Origin of the sequence: Agrobacterium sp. ST15.16.055, assembly GCF_027956555.1 — a bacterium.
Lineage (GTDB): Bacteria > Pseudomonadota > Alphaproteobacteria > Rhizobiales > Rhizobiaceae > Agrobacterium > Agrobacterium salinitolerans.
On sequence record NZ_JAQKGN010000001.1, the window covers coordinates 534,904 to 549,869 of the forward strand.

The 14,966-nt window shown below is 60.0% G+C and carries 15 protein-coding genes; 10 read left to right on the forward strand and 5 right to left on the reverse strand.

Annotation, left to right across the window (positions count from 1 at the left end):
* Nucleotides 1–27 precede the first annotated feature (27 nt).
* From PL599_RS02450 to PL599_RS02460, 3 genes are all read left to right on the forward strand, one after another.
* Entirely contained in the window at nucleotides 28–1,551 is a 1,524-nt protein-coding gene (locus PL599_RS02450) for a sugar ABC transporter ATP-binding protein (RefSeq protein ID WP_269824103.1), read from the forward strand.
* A 50-nt stretch (nucleotides 1,552–1,601) separates the two neighbouring features.
* On the forward strand, nucleotides 1,602–2,603 hold the full coding sequence (locus tag PL599_RS02455) for an ABC transporter permease (protein WP_077984250.1): 1,002 nt from the start codon (nucleotides 1,602–1,604) through the stop codon (nucleotides 2,601–2,603).
* A gap of 71 nt (nucleotides 2,604–2,674) precedes the next feature.
* Nucleotides 2,675–3,628 carry a substrate-binding domain-containing protein gene (locus PL599_RS02460; protein WP_077984249.1) on the forward strand — a complete coding sequence of 318 codons (954 nt, stop codon included), beginning with the start codon at nucleotides 2,675–2,677 and terminating at the stop codon, nucleotides 3,626–3,628.
* Between the two features lie 56 nt (nucleotides 3,629–3,684).
* Here PL599_RS02460 and PL599_RS02465 read toward each other — a convergent pair whose 3' ends face one another.
* On the reverse strand, nucleotides 3,685–4,578 hold the full coding sequence (locus PL599_RS02465; protein WP_269824102.1) for a LysR family transcriptional regulator: 894 nt from the start codon (nucleotides 4,576–4,578) through the stop codon (nucleotides 3,685–3,687).
* Between the two features lie 537 nt (nucleotides 4,579–5,115).
* On the opposite strand from PL599_RS02465, the gene odc2 reads away from it, so the two are divergent.
* The 7 genes from odc2 (at nucleotide 5,116) to PL599_RS02500 (ending at nucleotide 10,661) form a co-directional block, all read left to right on the forward strand.
* Nucleotides 5,116–6,249, forward strand: a complete 1,134-nt coding sequence (gene odc2, locus PL599_RS02470) for an ornithine/lysine decarboxylase (protein WP_269824101.1) — start codon at nucleotides 5,116–5,118, stop codon at nucleotides 6,247–6,249.
* Between the two features lie 250 nt (nucleotides 6,250–6,499).
* On the forward strand, nucleotides 6,500–7,069 hold the full coding sequence (locus PL599_RS02475) for a GNAT family N-acetyltransferase (RefSeq protein ID WP_269824100.1): 570 nt from the start codon (nucleotides 6,500–6,502) through the stop codon (nucleotides 7,067–7,069).
* 142 nt (nucleotides 7,070–7,211) lie between these two features.
* Nucleotides 7,212–7,613: a MarR family winged helix-turn-helix transcriptional regulator gene (locus tag PL599_RS02480; protein WP_137411706.1), complete on the forward strand. Its 402-nt coding sequence runs from the start codon at nucleotides 7,212–7,214 to the stop codon at nucleotides 7,611–7,613.
* A gap of 89 nt (nucleotides 7,614–7,702) precedes the next feature.
* Nucleotides 7,703–8,998, forward strand: a complete 1,296-nt coding sequence (locus PL599_RS02485) for an MFS transporter (protein ID WP_149147541.1) — start codon at nucleotides 7,703–7,705, stop codon at nucleotides 8,996–8,998.
* Nucleotides 8,999–9,029: 31 nt separating this feature from the next.
* Nucleotides 9,030–9,245, forward strand: coding sequence for a hypothetical protein (locus tag PL599_RS02490; RefSeq protein ID WP_269824099.1), 216 nt, complete (start codon nucleotides 9,030–9,032; stop codon nucleotides 9,243–9,245).
* A 64-nt stretch (nucleotides 9,246–9,309) separates the two neighbouring features.
* Complete coding sequence (locus PL599_RS02495) at nucleotides 9,310–10,008, forward strand: OmpW/AlkL family protein (protein ID WP_191217709.1); 699 nt, start codon at nucleotides 9,310–9,312, stop codon at nucleotides 10,006–10,008.
* Between the two features lie 209 nt (nucleotides 10,009–10,217).
* Nucleotides 10,218–10,661 carry a glyoxalase superfamily protein gene (locus tag PL599_RS02500; RefSeq protein ID WP_077984241.1) on the forward strand — a complete coding sequence of 148 codons (444 nt, stop codon included), beginning with the start codon at nucleotides 10,218–10,220 and terminating at the stop codon, nucleotides 10,659–10,661.
* Nucleotides 10,662–10,732: 71 nt separating this feature from the next.
* On the opposite strand, the gene PL599_RS02505 is transcribed toward PL599_RS02500, so the two are convergent.
* From PL599_RS02505 to ugpB, 4 genes are all read right to left on the reverse strand, one after another.
* Nucleotides 10,733–11,794 (reverse strand): sn-glycerol-3-phosphate import ATP-binding protein UgpC, encoded by a 1,062-nt coding sequence (locus PL599_RS02505; RefSeq protein ID WP_269824098.1) that lies wholly within the window; start codon nucleotides 11,792–11,794, stop codon nucleotides 10,733–10,735.
* Nucleotides 11,794–12,642 carry a sn-glycerol-3-phosphate ABC transporter permease UgpE gene (gene ugpE / locus PL599_RS02510; RefSeq protein ID WP_077984239.1) on the reverse strand — a complete coding sequence of 283 codons (849 nt, stop codon included), beginning with the start codon at nucleotides 12,640–12,642 and terminating at the stop codon, nucleotides 11,794–11,796. The genes PL599_RS02505 and ugpE overlap by 1 nt, the downstream gene beginning before the upstream one ends.
* 9 nt (nucleotides 12,643–12,651) lie before the next feature.
* On the reverse strand, nucleotides 12,652–13,533 hold the full coding sequence (ugpA, locus tag PL599_RS02515; RefSeq protein WP_077984238.1) for a sn-glycerol-3-phosphate ABC transporter permease UgpA: 882 nt from the start codon (nucleotides 13,531–13,533) through the stop codon (nucleotides 12,652–12,654).
* 69 nt (nucleotides 13,534–13,602) lie between these two features.
* A complete protein-coding gene (gene ugpB, locus PL599_RS02520) occupies nucleotides 13,603–14,913 on the reverse strand; it encodes a sn-glycerol-3-phosphate ABC transporter substrate-binding protein UgpB (protein WP_169538598.1) in 1,311 nt (436 codons plus the stop codon).
* Nucleotides 14,914–14,966 lie beyond the last annotated feature (53 nt).

Here is a 14,966-nt window from a genome sequence, read left to right on the forward strand (position 1 = left end):
GTTCTTACGGGACACCGGTGAGGGCGCATGGCTTTTGCTGACGAATCTCCAGACCCGGCCTTGATCCGGACGGTTGGGCTATCGAAGTCTTTCGGTCCGGTACAGGTTCTGAAGGACATCGAGATTGCGGTGCAGGCCGGCGAGGTCCACGCGATCATCGGTGAGAACGGCGCCGGCAAGTCGACGCTGATGAAGCTTCTTGCCGGCAATGAGAAGCCGTCGGGCGGGGAAATCCGCATCGATGGCGAGGCCGTTGCGCTCACCGGACCGGTGGACGCCGAACATCGCGGCATCGTCCTCGTGCATCAGGAAATATTGCTGGCCCCGGATTTGACGGTGGCGCAGAACATCTATCTCGGCCGTGAATTATGCAAAGGTCCGACGGTGGATGATCGCGCGATGCGCGCCGGCGCCCGCAAGGCGATCGCCGATCTTGGCGGTACGATCGATCCGGACGCCATTGTCGGCAGCCTGTCGATTGCCCAGCGGCAGCTCGTGCAGATCGCCCGTGTGCTGCTGGTGCCGCACCGGGTGGTCATTTTCGATGAGCCGACGGCGAGCCTTACCCCCATCGAAACGGATGCGCTGCTGAATGTCATCAGGGACATCCGGGCGAAGGGTGTGGCCGTGCTTTATATTTCGCATCGTCTGCCGGAGGTGAAGGAGATCGCCGACCGGGTGACGGTTCTGCGAGACGGCAGACTGGTCGCCTCCCATCCGGCATCGACGCTGGAGCCTGCGGATATGGCGCGTCTGATGGTGGGGCGCGACGTCGCCAAGCTTTATCCAGACCGTGTCGCCGGCGGAGAACACGAGCCGGTTCTGCAGGTGGAGCATTTTACCGTTCCGGCCTATGCTCAGGATGCCGGTTTCAGCCTGGGCAGGGGCGAAATCCTCGGTTTTGCCGGTCTGGTTGGCGCGGGCAGAACGGAGCTTATGGAGGGGATACTCGGCCTGCGCGCCGGTCGGGGAACGGTGCGTCATCACGGCAGGCCGGTGTATTTCGCAACGGCGGAAGACAGCCTGAAGGCCGGAATCGTTTACCTGAGCGAGGACCGCAAGGGCAAGGGCCTGCTGCTCGCCAAGGATTTGCGTGTCAATCTCACGCTTGCCGCGCTCAAGAAATTCAGCCGGCTGTTTCAGATCGATACCCGCCGGGAAACGGCGGCGCTCGATGATGCGGTCCGGGATTTCGACATCCGCACCGGCCGCAAGGATTTGCTGGCGGGCCAGCTTTCCGGCGGCAACCAACAGAAGCTTCTGCTGGCCAAGATGATGCTGCTCGATCCATCCATCGTCATCATCGACGAACCGACGCGCGGCATCGATATCGGCACCAAGGAGCAAATTTACCGCTTCATCGCCAGGCTTGCGGATGAGGGGCGTTCGATCATCGTGGTTTCTTCGGAAATGCCGGAGCTGATCGGCATTTGCGACCGCATTCTGGTGATGCGGTCGGGCCGGATCGTCGGTGAGGTGACGGGTGAGCACATGACCGAGAACGACATCGTGACACTGGCGACGGGCGTTCATACGCAGGAACCCGCCTGAGCGCCCGTGTCCCGGGAAACATGGCCTGACAAAAGAGACTGAGGGGAAATATGACTGAGGCCGCATTTGACAACGGCAAAACGCCGAAGACCTCGAAGGACTGGGACCTGCGCGCCGTCGCGCCGTTCGTGGCGCTGGCCCTGCTGCTGGTTCTCGGCGCCATCGCCAATCCCAATTTCATCGGCATCGACAATTTGTTGAACGTCACTACGCGCAGCGCCTTCATCGCCATCATCGCGCTCGGCGCAACTTACGTCATCACATCGGGCGGGCTTGATCTTTCCGTCGGCGCCATGGTCGCATTCGTCGCCAGCCTGATGATCCTGTTCATGAATAGCGGCGTCATCGCAAGTCCGCTTTTAATGCTGCTCACCGCCATGGCGTTGGCGCTCGCCATCGGTGCTGCCTGTGGGCTGACGAACGGTCTCATCACCACCATCGGCCGTATCGAGCCCTTTATCGCCACGCTCGGCACCATGGGCATCTATCGCGGCTTGACCACATGGTTGTCGCAGGGCGGGGCGATCACGCTGCGCAATCCGGAAATCCAGACGCTTTATCGTCCGGTCTATTTCGGCAATGTCTTCGGCGTGCCGGTGCCGGTCATCGTCATCTTCGTCACCGCTGCAATCGCCGCCTTCGTGCTCTATCGCACCCGTTACGGCCGGCATTTGACGGCCGTCGGCTCCAGTGAGGATGTAGCGCGTTATTCCGGTATTTCGGTCACCCGGGTGCGCACCATCGCCTATGTGGTGCAGGGGCTGTGTGTCGCCGTTGCGGTGCTGCTTTACGTGCCGCGCCTCGCTTCCACTTCGGCCACCACAGGCATGTTGTGGGAGTTGCAGGCCATCACCGCCGTCGTCGTCGGCGGCACGGCGCTGAGAGGCGGGGTAGGGCGCATCTGGGGGACGATCTGCGGAGCCTTCATTCTGGAGATCGTCGGCAACATCATGATCCTGTCGAACTTCGTCAGCGAATATCTGATCGGCGCCATTCAGGGGGCCATCATCATCATCGCCATGCTGGTGCAGCGCTCGCTCAGCCGCAGGTGACGTATCACGCCGCGCCAGTGGGGCAGGCGCGGTCGAAGGAGGAACGCCCCGGTCTTGGGAGGAAAGAGACTATGCGTAGAAAATTCATCGGCGTGGCCTTTGCCGCGCTGGCTGCGGTGCTGGCGGGTCCGGCTCACGCGCAGGACAAGAAGGTCACCATCGGCGTTTCCATTCCAGCGGCCGATCATGGCTGGACGGCGGGCGTCGTCTATCATGCCGAGCGTGTGGCCAAGCTGCTGATGCAGGAGCATCCGGGGCTCAACGTCATCGTCAAGACGTCGCCGGACGCCGCCAATCAGGCAAATGCGCTGCAGGATCTTGCCGTGCAGGGGCTCGATGCGCTTGTCGTGCTGCCATCCGATCCCGATCCGCTGGTCAACGCCATCAAGGAGATCAAGGACAAGGGCACCTTCGTCGCGCTGGTCGACCGCGCGCCGAGCGTCAACGACAATTCGATCCGCGATCTCTATGTTGCCGGCAACAACCCCGCGCTTGGCCAGGTGGCCGGCGAATACATCAAGAAGACGACGCCGGATGCCGAAGTCGTGGTCATTCGCGGTCTGCCGATCCCGATCGACCAGCAGCGTCAGGATGGTTTCGACAAGGGCATCGCAGGGTCGAACGTCAAGGTTCTCGACCGCCAGTACGGCAACTGGAACCGCGACGACGCCTTCCGTGTGATGCAGGACTATCTGACCAAATACAAGAAGATCGACGTGGTCTGGTGTCAGGATGACGACATGGCTATCGGCGTGCTGGAAGCCATCCAGCAGGCGAAACGCACCGATATCCAGTATATCGTTGCGGGCGCCGGCTCCAAGGACATGATCAAGAAGGTGATGGACGGCGACAAGCTGGTGCCTGTCGACGTACTCTATCCGCCGGCAATGGTGGCGACAGCCATGCAACTGACCGCTGGGCACTTCTACGATCAGGTGCCGGTCGCGGGTGAATATATCCTCGATGCGACGCTGATCACCAAGGACAATGCCGAGCAGTTCTACTTCCCGGATTCGCCATTCTGATCTGATTTTCCGCTAGTACCGACGCCCGCCGCAAGGCGGGCGTTTCATTTTGCGGACTACCCGTTCTTCCTGAACCAGGCCGAGAGATAGTCCACGAAGCTGCGCACCTTGGCGGGCAGGTAGCGGCGATGCGGATAGACCGCATAGATACCCCTGTCCTTGGAAATATAATCGTCGAACAGCGTCACCAGTTCGCCGGACTGGATATAGGGTCTGGCAATGAAATCCGGAACGAGCGCGATGCCGATCCCGGCGCGGGCGGCGCGCAGCGTCGCCTGCGGGCTGTTGACCTCGATCGGTCCGCTGATGGTGACGGAGTTCGAACCGCCATCCGGCTCCAGATACCGCACCGTATTGTGAAACCGTGTATTGGTGTCGATGATGAAGGGGACGCGGGAGAAATCCTGCGGGCCATGGAGTGGCCCGTGTTTCGCCACGAAATCTGCCGTCGCCACCGCATAGACCCGGAAATCGGAAAGCTTGCGGGCTATGAGGCCCGAATCCTCCAGCCGGGTTATCCGAACCGCGAGATCGAAACCCTCCTCGATCAGATCGACGAATCGGTCTTCCGCGACGATTTCGAGCGAGAGTTCCGGATTTTCCTTGGCGAAGTCGATCAGGCTCTGGCCGACATCGGCGTCGATGAAGGTGCGGGGAACGGAAATCCTGAGCTTACCCTTCAGATCGGCATTCTTCTCGCGCACCAGATCGGCAAGGTTATCGATCTCCTTCAAAATGTCGGAAGCCGTGCGGTAATAGGTGTGCCCGGCCTCCGTCAGCGAGAACTGCCGGGTGGTGCGATTGAGGAGCAGCGCGCCGAGATCGTCCTCCAGTTCCCGCACATATTTGGACAGGAGCGCCTTGGATCGCCCTGTCTTGCGCGCCGCGGCGGAAAAACCCTCCGCTTCGACGACATCGATAAAGGCGCGGATGCGGGTGAGCGTGTCCATGAAAATCCTCCGGTTCGTTCCATATAATTGAACGGCGAGAACGGACTGTTCAACCCTTAATTCATTGCCGAAAAAATCCGCGCTTTGGTGAAAAAATCCTCTTGATTATGACTGCGAATATTCTTATCTCCCGTGCTGCCCAAAGTCGCACGTGCCCATGTGTGTCCGCCGAGTCCTCGATGTGGTGAGGATTTAGGTAAGGTACCTGGAACTAACCCCTCCAGTCGCTATTCCGGCCAACCGGGAAATGCGAGGACATACGAAGCAACGACGGTGCGGGCCTTTCTGGTTCTCTGCCGGCTTTCCATCAGCCGGGGTACTAAAGAGGCACACCATCATTGCCTGAAGTGCGGTCGGGTCATTCCCTCCAATCAATGGCAGACAAAGCCGAATGATGCTCTGGCAGGGCGTCGTTCACATTCGCGCCTTGAGCGTATGCTATCGATTCTGCGCCTCCACCGGCTGATTCGAATGCATATCTCGAGCGTCCTTTGTCCTTCGGATTTTTCCGAAGCCGGTTTAACAGGGAATACATCGATGACGACTGCACGCATTCTCGACTTCATCAAGACCCGACGTCCCGAAGGCCCTTGCCTCGTGGTTGATCTCGACGTCGTGCGCGACAATTTCAACGCTTTCCGGCATTCCCTGCCGAACAGCGCCATCTACTATGCCGTCAAGGCAAACCCGGCTCCGGAAATCCTGAAGCTGCTCGCTTCGCTCGGCTCCAACTTCGATTGCGCCTCCGTGGCTGAAATCCAGATGGCGCTCGATGCCGGTGCGACGTCCGACCGTATCTCCTTCGGCAACACCATCAAGAAGGAACGTGATGTTGCACGTGCCCATGCGCTCGGCATCGATCTCTTCGCCGTGGACAGCCATGAGGAAGTCGAGAAGGTCGCCCGCGCCGCTCCCGGCGCGCGCGTCTTCTGCCGCGTGCTGACGGATGGCGAAGGTGCGGAATGGCCGCTGTCGCGCAAGTTCGGCTGCGTGCCGCAGATGGCTGTCGACGTTCTCGTTTACGCCCATCAGCTCGGCCTCGAATCCTATGGCGTATCCTTCCACGTCGGTTCGCAGATGATGAATCTCGACGCATGGGATGCGGCGCTGGCCGATGCCAAGCGCGTCTTCGCGTCGCTTGCCAAGCAGGGTATCCATCTGCAGATGGTCAATATGGGTGGCGGTTTCCCGACCAAGTATCTGCGCGACGTTCCGGCTGCCGAAGAATACGGCCAGGCGATCGACACGGCGCTGCGCAAGCACTTCGGCAACCAGATCCCGAAGACGATCATCGAGCCGGGCCGCGGCATGGTGGGCAATGCCGGCGTCATCAAGGCGGAAGTCGTTCTTGTCTCGAAGAAGTCCGACAATGACAACCACCGCTGGGTGTTCCTCGACATCGGCAAATTCGGCGGTCTCGCCGAGACGATGGACGAGGCGATCCGTTACCCGATCCGCACCGAGCGCGATCAGGACGAGATGGAGCCCTGCGTTCTGGCCGGCCCGACCTGCGACAGTGCCGATGTGCTGTATGAAAAGAACATGTACCCGCTGCCGGTCTCTCTGACTATCGGCGACGAAGTTCTGATCGAAGGCACGGGCGCCTATACGACCACCTATTCGGCGGTCGCCTTCAACGGCTTCGAGCCGCTGAAGGCTTACGTCATCTAAGCATCGGGCCGAAAAGTGTAACGCGGTTTTCGGAAAACCCGATGCGCAGGTCAAAAAGTCCGAGCGCCGTCCGCTGAAAAGGGCGGCGTCTCGACCAAGCTTCCGTTCCGGCCCTGCCGATTGTGCTGTTGCGCAAATCCCTGCTTGCTGCACCTCTTCCAGCCGAGGAAAGCGTGTCGGCGGGCCGGAACGGCTCCACCAATTTTCATCAAGGGCCGCGTGTGGGCGGTAGTGTGACGGGAGGCCAAGGATGGCCGCTCTTTTGAATTCGGTACGGGCGTTTTTCACACCGCAGACATTTCATATCGATCAGGAAAATCCGGGCGATGTCGTCGCCCGTGAGAACCTGCTGGACCGCGCCATGGGCGCAGGCCGCCGCCGCAAGTCTTCCGAAAAGCTGCGCGCCGGCCGCGTTCCGGCCGAAGGCTTGGCGCTCGTCGCCCGCGATGAGGACGGCCATGTCATCGGCACGGTGCGCCTGTGGAACGTCGAGGCCGGCATCTCGCGCGAAGGCCGCGCCGTCGAAGCGCTGCTGCTCGGCCCGCTGGCCGTCGATGCCGCCCATGAGGGCAAGGGCATCGGCTCGGCGCTGATGCGCGCTGCCATTGCCGAGGCAACCAAGCGTGGACACGGCGCCGTTCTTCTGGTTGGCGATGCACCTTATTACGAGCGCTTCGGCTTTTTCCCCGACAAGGCCCAGCACCTCATCATGCCCGGCCCATTCGAGCGCAGCCGTTTCCTGGCGCTGGAGCTGAAAGCCGGCTGGCTTGATGGCGTTGCCGGCTTGCTGGTGGCAAGCGGCCGCAGGCTCTCTGCCTGAGATAAGCCCGATACTGATATCAACCCCCGGCCTAAAACCGGGGGTTTGTTTTTACGCTGTGATCCGAGCGTGCGGCTTTTCCCGTCGATAGTTTTCAGTCGCCTCTTGCGCATAGAAATTTACGGGTATATACCCGAGACAAATGCCAAATGATCGTTGCCACTGCATTCTGTTGCGCAAAGCATCCCGCAAGGTTTCGTCTTATTATGACGAAGCCCTGGCGCCGCTTGGCGTCAATATCGGTCAGTTCAGCCTGTTGCGGAATATCAACCGCACCGCGCCTGTCTCGCTGACCGATCTGGCCGCGCGGGTGGAACTGGATCGTTCCACAGTCGGCCGCAACGCCAAGGTGCTGGCTCGCATGGGTCTGGTGGCCATCGGTCACGGCGAGGATCAGCGGGAAGCGATGCTGACCGTGACGAGGGAAGGGCATGCGATCCTGAAAGCGGGCGCGCCGCTCTGGGATGGCGTGCAGGATGAAATCGAGGCCCGGCTTGGGCCTGAGAAGACAGCACAATTACAGGAACTGCTCGCAGCTCTGTAATTTTTGGGGACATAAGCGGGTATCTGCCCGCAATACAGGGTATATACCCGTAAACTATCGGCCGCAGCGGCTGGAAAGGGAAATTGAACATGCTCTCCACACGCCTTGCCAGCTGGATGGCCGGCAGAAATCTGCATTATGGCTGGCTCGTTGCTGCAACCACCTTCCTGACGATGTTGGCCACCGCCGGTGCGATGGGGTCCGCGGGGGTGATGATCCAGCCGCTGCATCAGGAATTCGGCTGGGATATCGCCGATATTTCCTCCGCAATGGCCGTCAGGCTGGTGCTTTTTGGTCTGCTCGGGCCTTTTGCCGCTGCCTTCATGAATCATTTCGGCGTCCGGCAGGTGGTGTCCACCGCGCTTGCCCTGATCATGGGCGGCATTGTCGCCTCTTTCTTCATGACTGAGGTATGGCAATTGCTGCTGCTCTGGGGCGTGGTGATCGGCGTCGGCACCGGTATGACCGCGCTGGTATTGGGCGCCACCGTGGCGACACGCTGGTTCTCCAAGCGTCGCGGCCTGGTGATCGGCCTCATGACGGCGAGCAACGCTACCGGCCAGCTGGTTTTCCTGCCGCTGCTGGCGGCGTTGACGGAAGCCTACGGCTGGCGAACCGCTTTGACCCTTTCCGTTGCGGTGATCGCAACCGCGATGGTCCTCGTGCTGCTTTTGATGCGTGACCATCCCGCCGATGTCGGCCTGCCGGCCTATGGCGAGACAGCGGTGGCAAAACCGGTCAAGCAGGATCACAATCTCCTCGCCACACTGGCATCGCCGCTGGTGACCTTGAAGAGCGTATCGGGCAACCCGGTGTTCTGGGTGCTTTTCGGCACTTTCTTTGTCTGCGGGCTTTCGACCAACGGTCTCATCCAGACCCACTGGATTTCGATCTGCGGCGATTTCGGCATGGCCGCGGTGACGGCGGCGGGTACGCTGGCGGTAATCGGTATTTTCGATTTCTTCGGCACCATCTTCGCCGGCTGGCTTTCCGACCGGTTCGACAATCGCTTCCTGCTGTTCTGGTTCTACGGTCTGCGTGGCCTGTCCCTGCTTTATCTCTCATTCTCGGGGTTCAGCTTCGTGGAGCTTTCGGTCTTCGCCGTCTTTTATGGGCTGGATTGGGTGGCGACCGTACCGCCGACGGTGAAACTTGCCGCCGAGAATTTCGGCCGTGAAAAGGCCGGTCTCGTTTTCGGCTGGGTGTTTGCCGGCCATCAGTTGGGAGCCGCTACCGCCGCCTTTGGCGCCGGGTTCTTCAAGAGCGATTTCGATACCTATATGCCCGCACTGCAGATTGCCGGTCTGATGTGCATGATCGCGGCCGTCTCGGTTCTGCTTCTGCGCAAGCCGGGCTCCGCAACCCTGACGCCCCAGGCCGCGTGATAGAGATGATGCACTGGAAGGAGGCCTGCAAATGCAGGCCTTTCTTGTATTTTTCCGGTATCTGCCGGGCGCGTTGTGCATCCGCTTTTCGATCGCTGGACGGCGCTTGTTGCGTAATTGTCACAATGTTTGCCGGTTGATCGTTCCGATCCATGATCGGCGTCCCGGTTTGATCCATCTCAATCGGCCTGCCTTCCCCTTCGTCATAGTGGTTCCGAAGCGGTTGCGGCGGGCGAAGATTCGCTAAAGCCCACCGTCATCAGCCGGTTCCGGGGACTTGCCCGGCTGCGGTGCGCTATAGGAGAGATGGAATGACGAACAGAAACAAAAAAACCGCCTTGTTTGCCAGTGTCGCGGCTGGTGTTGCGGCCATGCTGGTATCCGCCAATGCCATGGCCGCCGATCTGGCCCAGGCAGCGCCGACCCCCACCGCCGAAGAGGCGATTGCGGCGGCAAGCCCGTGGATGCTGCGCGTGCGCGGCCTCGGCGTCATCACCCATGACAGCGGCAGCGTCGATGGCGTACCGGGCGCGGGCCTGTCCTATTCGGACACCGTGATCCCGGAACTCGACATCAGCTATTTCTTCACCGAAAACTTTGCGGCCGAACTTATCCTCGGCACCACCTATGCCAAGATCAATGGCGAGGGCGTGCTCGCCGGCACGCCTGTCGGCAAGACCTGGCTGCTGCCGCCGACGCTGACGCTGCAATATCACTTCACCGATTTCGGTGCTTTCAAGCCCTATATCGGCGCGGGCGTGAACTATTCGCTGTTCTATAACCAGTCGGAAAAGCCCGGTTTCAGCAATCTCGACGTCAAGAACAAGCTTGGTGCAGCCGTACAGGTCGGTTTCGATTATATGTTGGACGAGCATTGGGGCGTGAACTTCGACGTGAAGAAAATCTTCCTCAAGACCGACTGGACCGCCGAACTGGGTGGCACGCCGATCAGCGGCAAGGCCAAGCTCGATCCCTGGCTGATCGGCGCGGGTATCACCTATCGCTTCTGATCACGGGATCGGCTGAGCGCTGCCTTTGACGGGCGACGCTTTCTGAGCTATAGGGACGGCCACGGGCGTAAGAGCCCCGGCCGTCCGCAGGCGTTTACGCCCTTGGTGAAGCTCTTTCTTCAATAACGGTCATCCCATGTTTTGCATGTCGTCGATGGCAACGCGGACCCCCTTCGGAATAGTCGGCATGCGCATGTTGGAGAACCGTTATGAACGTGTCCAAACCGCTTCCCGCGCTTGAGGGGCTGAAAGAACAGGCAAAACGCCTGCGCGCCGCCCTTGAGGATCAGGGGCAAGCAATCACCCATTCGAAAGCGCTGGAACTCATCGCCGCGCAATATGGCTTCCGCGACTGGAACACCCTCCACGCATCGGCCGGCAACCGCCCCGCCTTCAACCCCTATCTTCTGGGGTCAAGGGTGGAAGGTTTTTACCTCGGCCAACCCTTCGTGGCTTCCGTTCTAGGTGTGCAGGCGCTCGGCGGCGATCCCGAACGCTACCGGCTGACCCTGCATCTCGATGATCCCGTGGATGTGGTGACTTTCGAAAGCTTTTCCGCTTTCCGGCAGCGCGTTCATTGCAATGTCGATACGTCCGGCCGCACCGTGGAGAAAACCTCCAATGGCCGGCCGCAGGTGGAACTCGTCTGGTAAGGAGCTGGCGGAGATTCTAGCGATAGTGCGAGCACCCGCCGACTGGCGGGTGTCCCTTTTCGTAGGCAAGTTTAGATTCTCTTCCCCGCCGCATCGAACAGGTGAAAATCCTTTGCCTGTGCGGCTATCTTCAGCGTTTCGCCGATGCGCAGTTGCGAGCGGCCGTGAACGCGGAAAACGATGGTGGTGCCGTCAGCGAAGGAGCCGTGCACGTAGCTTTCCGCGCCCACCAGCTCCACGGCGTCCACCTGCACGGTTCCGGTGAAGGCGGCATCTGCGGGGGCTTCATCGGCGAGAGTAATATCTTCGGGGCGGATGCCGAGCGTGGCGACGCCCTGCGGCAGTGCCGGGGTTCCCTGCACCGACCAGCCGGAAGAGCCGTTTGCCGATGTCGCGTCATGGTTCAGCAGGTTCATGGAAGGCGAGCCGATAAAGGTGGCGACGAAGGTGGTGGCCGGTTTTTCGTAGAGCTCAATCGGCGTGCCCATCTGCTCGATACGGCCGGCATTCAGCACCACCAGCCGGTCGGCCAGCGTCATCGCCTCCATCTGGTCATGGGTGACATAAACGCTTGTCGTGGCGAGCGAACGTTGCAGGCGGCGGATTTCCACGCGCATCTGCACACGCAGCTTGGCATCGAGGTTGGACAGCGGCTCGTCGAATAGGAAGGCCGCCGGCTTGCGCACGATGGCGCGGCCCATGGCCACACGCTGGCGCTGGCCGCCGGAAAGCTGGCGCGGTTTGCGCTCCAGGAACTGTTCGATCTCCAGCGCCTTTGCCGCCTCGGTGATTCGCCGTTCGATCTCCTCCTTCGGCGTATTGCGGTTCTTCAGGCCATAGGCAAGGTTTTGGCGCACCGTCATATGCGGATAAAGCGCATAATTCTGGAACACCATGGCGATATCGCGGTCGGAGGGCTCGAGATCGTTGACGACCCGGTCGCCGATGACGATCTGACCGCCGGAAATACCTTCCAGACCGGCGATCATGCGCAGTAGGGTAGATTTTCCACAGCCGGAGGGGCCGACCAGCACGATCATTTCGCCGTCGGCGATGTCCATCGACACGCCCTTGATGGCCTCGACATTGCCGCCATAAACCTTGCGGACGTCTTTCAGCGCAATTTTTGCCATTACTTTTCGGTCTCCACCAAACCTTTGACGAACCAGCGCTGCATCAGCACCACAACGATAATCGGGGGGATGATGGCGAGGATCGCCGTCACCATCACATAATTCCAGGGCGTCGAAGCGTCGGTAAAATCCACCATGCGCTTGAGGCCGATGATGATCGTGTTCATCTTGGCGTCGTTGGTGACGAGCAGCGGCCAGAGATATTGAGTCCAGCCATAGATGAACAGGATCACGAACAGAGCGGCGATATTGGTTCTCGACAGCGGCAGCAGGATATCCCGCATGAAGCGGAACGGGCCGGCATTGTCGATGCGCGCCGCCTCGACCAGTTCACCGGGAATGGTCAGGAAGAACTGCCGGAACAGGAAGGTCGCCGTCGCGGACGCCATTAATGGCAGCGTCAGTCCCGCATAGGTGTCGATCAGCCCAAGATCGACGATGACCTTGTAGGTCGGCAGGATACGCACTTCCACCGGCAGCATGAGCGTGATGAAGATCATCCAGAAAAAGCCCATGCGGAAGGGAAAGCGGAAGAAGACGATGGCGAAGGCCGACAGGAACGAAATAACGATCTTGCCGATGGCGATGGCGAGCGCCACGACGAAGCTGTTGAACAACAGCCGTTCGAGGCTCACACCGACCACTCTTTCGACACCGCCAACCATGGCCTCGGCGTAATTGGCGCCAAGATGGTCACCGGGCAGGAGCGACATGGGCGGGCGGATGATATCCGTCGACGTCATGGAGGAGGCGACGAAGGTGTAATAGATCGGGAAGGCCACGATGATGATGCCGAGTACCAGCATCAGATGGGCGACCACACGGGCGACCGGGCGATTTTCAATCATGGGAAATCCTCAGCCGTAATGCACGCGCTTCTCGACGAAGCGGAACTGGAAGGCGGTGAGCGCTATGACGATCACCATCAGGATCACGGATTGCGCGGCGGAAGAGCCGAGATTGAGGTTCACGAAGCCATCATTATAGACTTTGTAGACCAGTGTTTCCGTCGCCTTGGCAGGGCCGCCACCGGTGACGGCATGGATGATGCCGAAGGTATCGAAGAAGGCGTAGACCGTGTTGACGACCAGAAGGAAGAAGGTGGTCGGTGCTAGCAGCGGGAAAACGATGGTCCAGAAGCGCCGCGAACCGCGCGCGCCATCAATGGAGGCCGCTTCCAGCAATGATTTCGGAATTGCCTGCAAGCCTGCGACAAAAAACAGGAAATTGTAACTGATCTGCTTCCAGGCGGCAGCCGCGACGACGAGCAGCATGGCCTGGTCGCCGTTGAGCAGCGGGTCCCACATGATGCCGTTACGGCGCAGGATATAGGAGAAGGTGCCCATGGCCGGGTTGAACATGAAGAGCCACAACATGCCGGCAACCGCAGGGGCGACGGCATAGGGCATGATCATCATGGTGCGATAAAAGCCCTTGCCGCGCACAACGCGGTCGGCAGCCGTCGCCAGAAGCAGCGCCAGCCCCATGGAGACGAGCGCGGTCAGGATGCTGAAGATGATCGTGACCTGCAGCGAGTTCAGATAGCTTTCGTCTGAAAGCACGGCGGAAAAATTCGCCAGACCGACGAAATTGCTGTTCAGCCCGAAGGCGTCCTCGCGCATGGTCGATTGGTAAAGCGCCTGGCTTGCCGGCCAGAAGAAAAAGATCACCGTGAGGATGATCTGCGGCGCGACCAGCAGATAGGGCAGGATTTTGTTGGGGAATACGACGCTTTGCACGGCGATCTCCTGATGAGATGGGAATGCCGCCCGCACCCTGTCGAGGATGCGGGCGGGGCAGGGGATCGTTTAGTTGCCGGCAGCCTGCTTGATGGCGGCGTCACCGCGCTCCACGATCTTGTCGAGGGCGGCTTTCGCGTCCTGCTTGCCGGCGAGCATCGCCTCGAACTCTTCATTCATGATATCGCGCACCTGTGGCAGGTTCACGAGACGCACGCCCTTGGAGTTTTCTGTCGGCGGCTTGCCCATCATCTGCAGCAGCGGCGTTTCACGGGCGGGGTTCTTGTCATAAAATCCGGATTTCTTGGTTTCCTCATAGGCCGCGATCGTCACCGGCATGTAACCGGAGACCTGATGCAGGCGCGCCTGAATCTTGGTCTGGGAGAGGAAGTGGAAGAACTCGGCCACGCCCTTATATTCGGCGTCGCTTTTGCCGCCGAAGACCCAGAGGCTGGCGCCACCGGGAATGGTGTTCTGCGGACCATGGCCCTCATAATAAGGAAGCTGGCCGATGCCGTAATTCATGCCGGTCTTGACGATATCGCCAAGGCCGCCGGAGGATTCGGTCAGGATGCCGCATTCGCCGGACATGAACAGCTGCTTGGCTTCTGAAGTGCGGCCGCCATAACGGAAAGTGCCGTCCTTCGCGAGGTCTGCAATCGCCTGGAAATGCTCGACGAAGAGCGGCGCGTTGACCGCAAGTTTCACATCCGTGCCACCAAGACCGTTTTCATTGCTGCCATAGGAGACGTTGTTCCAGGCAGCGAAGTTCTCGGTCTGGATCCAGGTGAGCCAGGTGGAGGTGAAACCGCATTGGGCGGCGCCGCTGGTCTTGATCTTCTTGGCGGCTTCGAAAACTTCCGGCCACGTCTTCGGCGGGTTGTCGGCGTCGAGGCCGGCTTTCTGGAAGATATCCTTGTTGTAATAGAGGATCGGCGAGGACGAATTGTAGGGGAAGGACAGCATGGTGCCGTCGGGCTTGGAATAATAGGCCACGATGCCGGCCAGATATTCATCCTTGTTGAAGGTGTATCCCCCTTCCTTCAGGACGTCCGCAACGGGCTTGATGGCGCCGGCGGCCCCCATCATCACGCCCGAACCGGCATCGAAGACCTGAATGATCGCCGGCGGCTGCTTGGCGCGGAACGCCGCAATCCCGGCATTCAGCGTTTCCGGGTAAGTACCCTTGAAGACCGGTGTGATCTTGTATTCTTTCTGGCTGTCGTTGAATTCTTTCGCAAGCGTATCCACGACCTCGTTATTCGCGCCGGTCATGGCGTGCCACCACTGAATCTCCGTCGCAGCGAAAGCATTCGATGTGACAAAAAACGAAAGCGCGGATGCCGCAGCAAGGCGGTAGCTGAGTTTTTTCAAGGCGATTCCTCCCGTTATGAAAACAGTAAAAGATACAGCCCCTTATTGCAGTCGTTCCT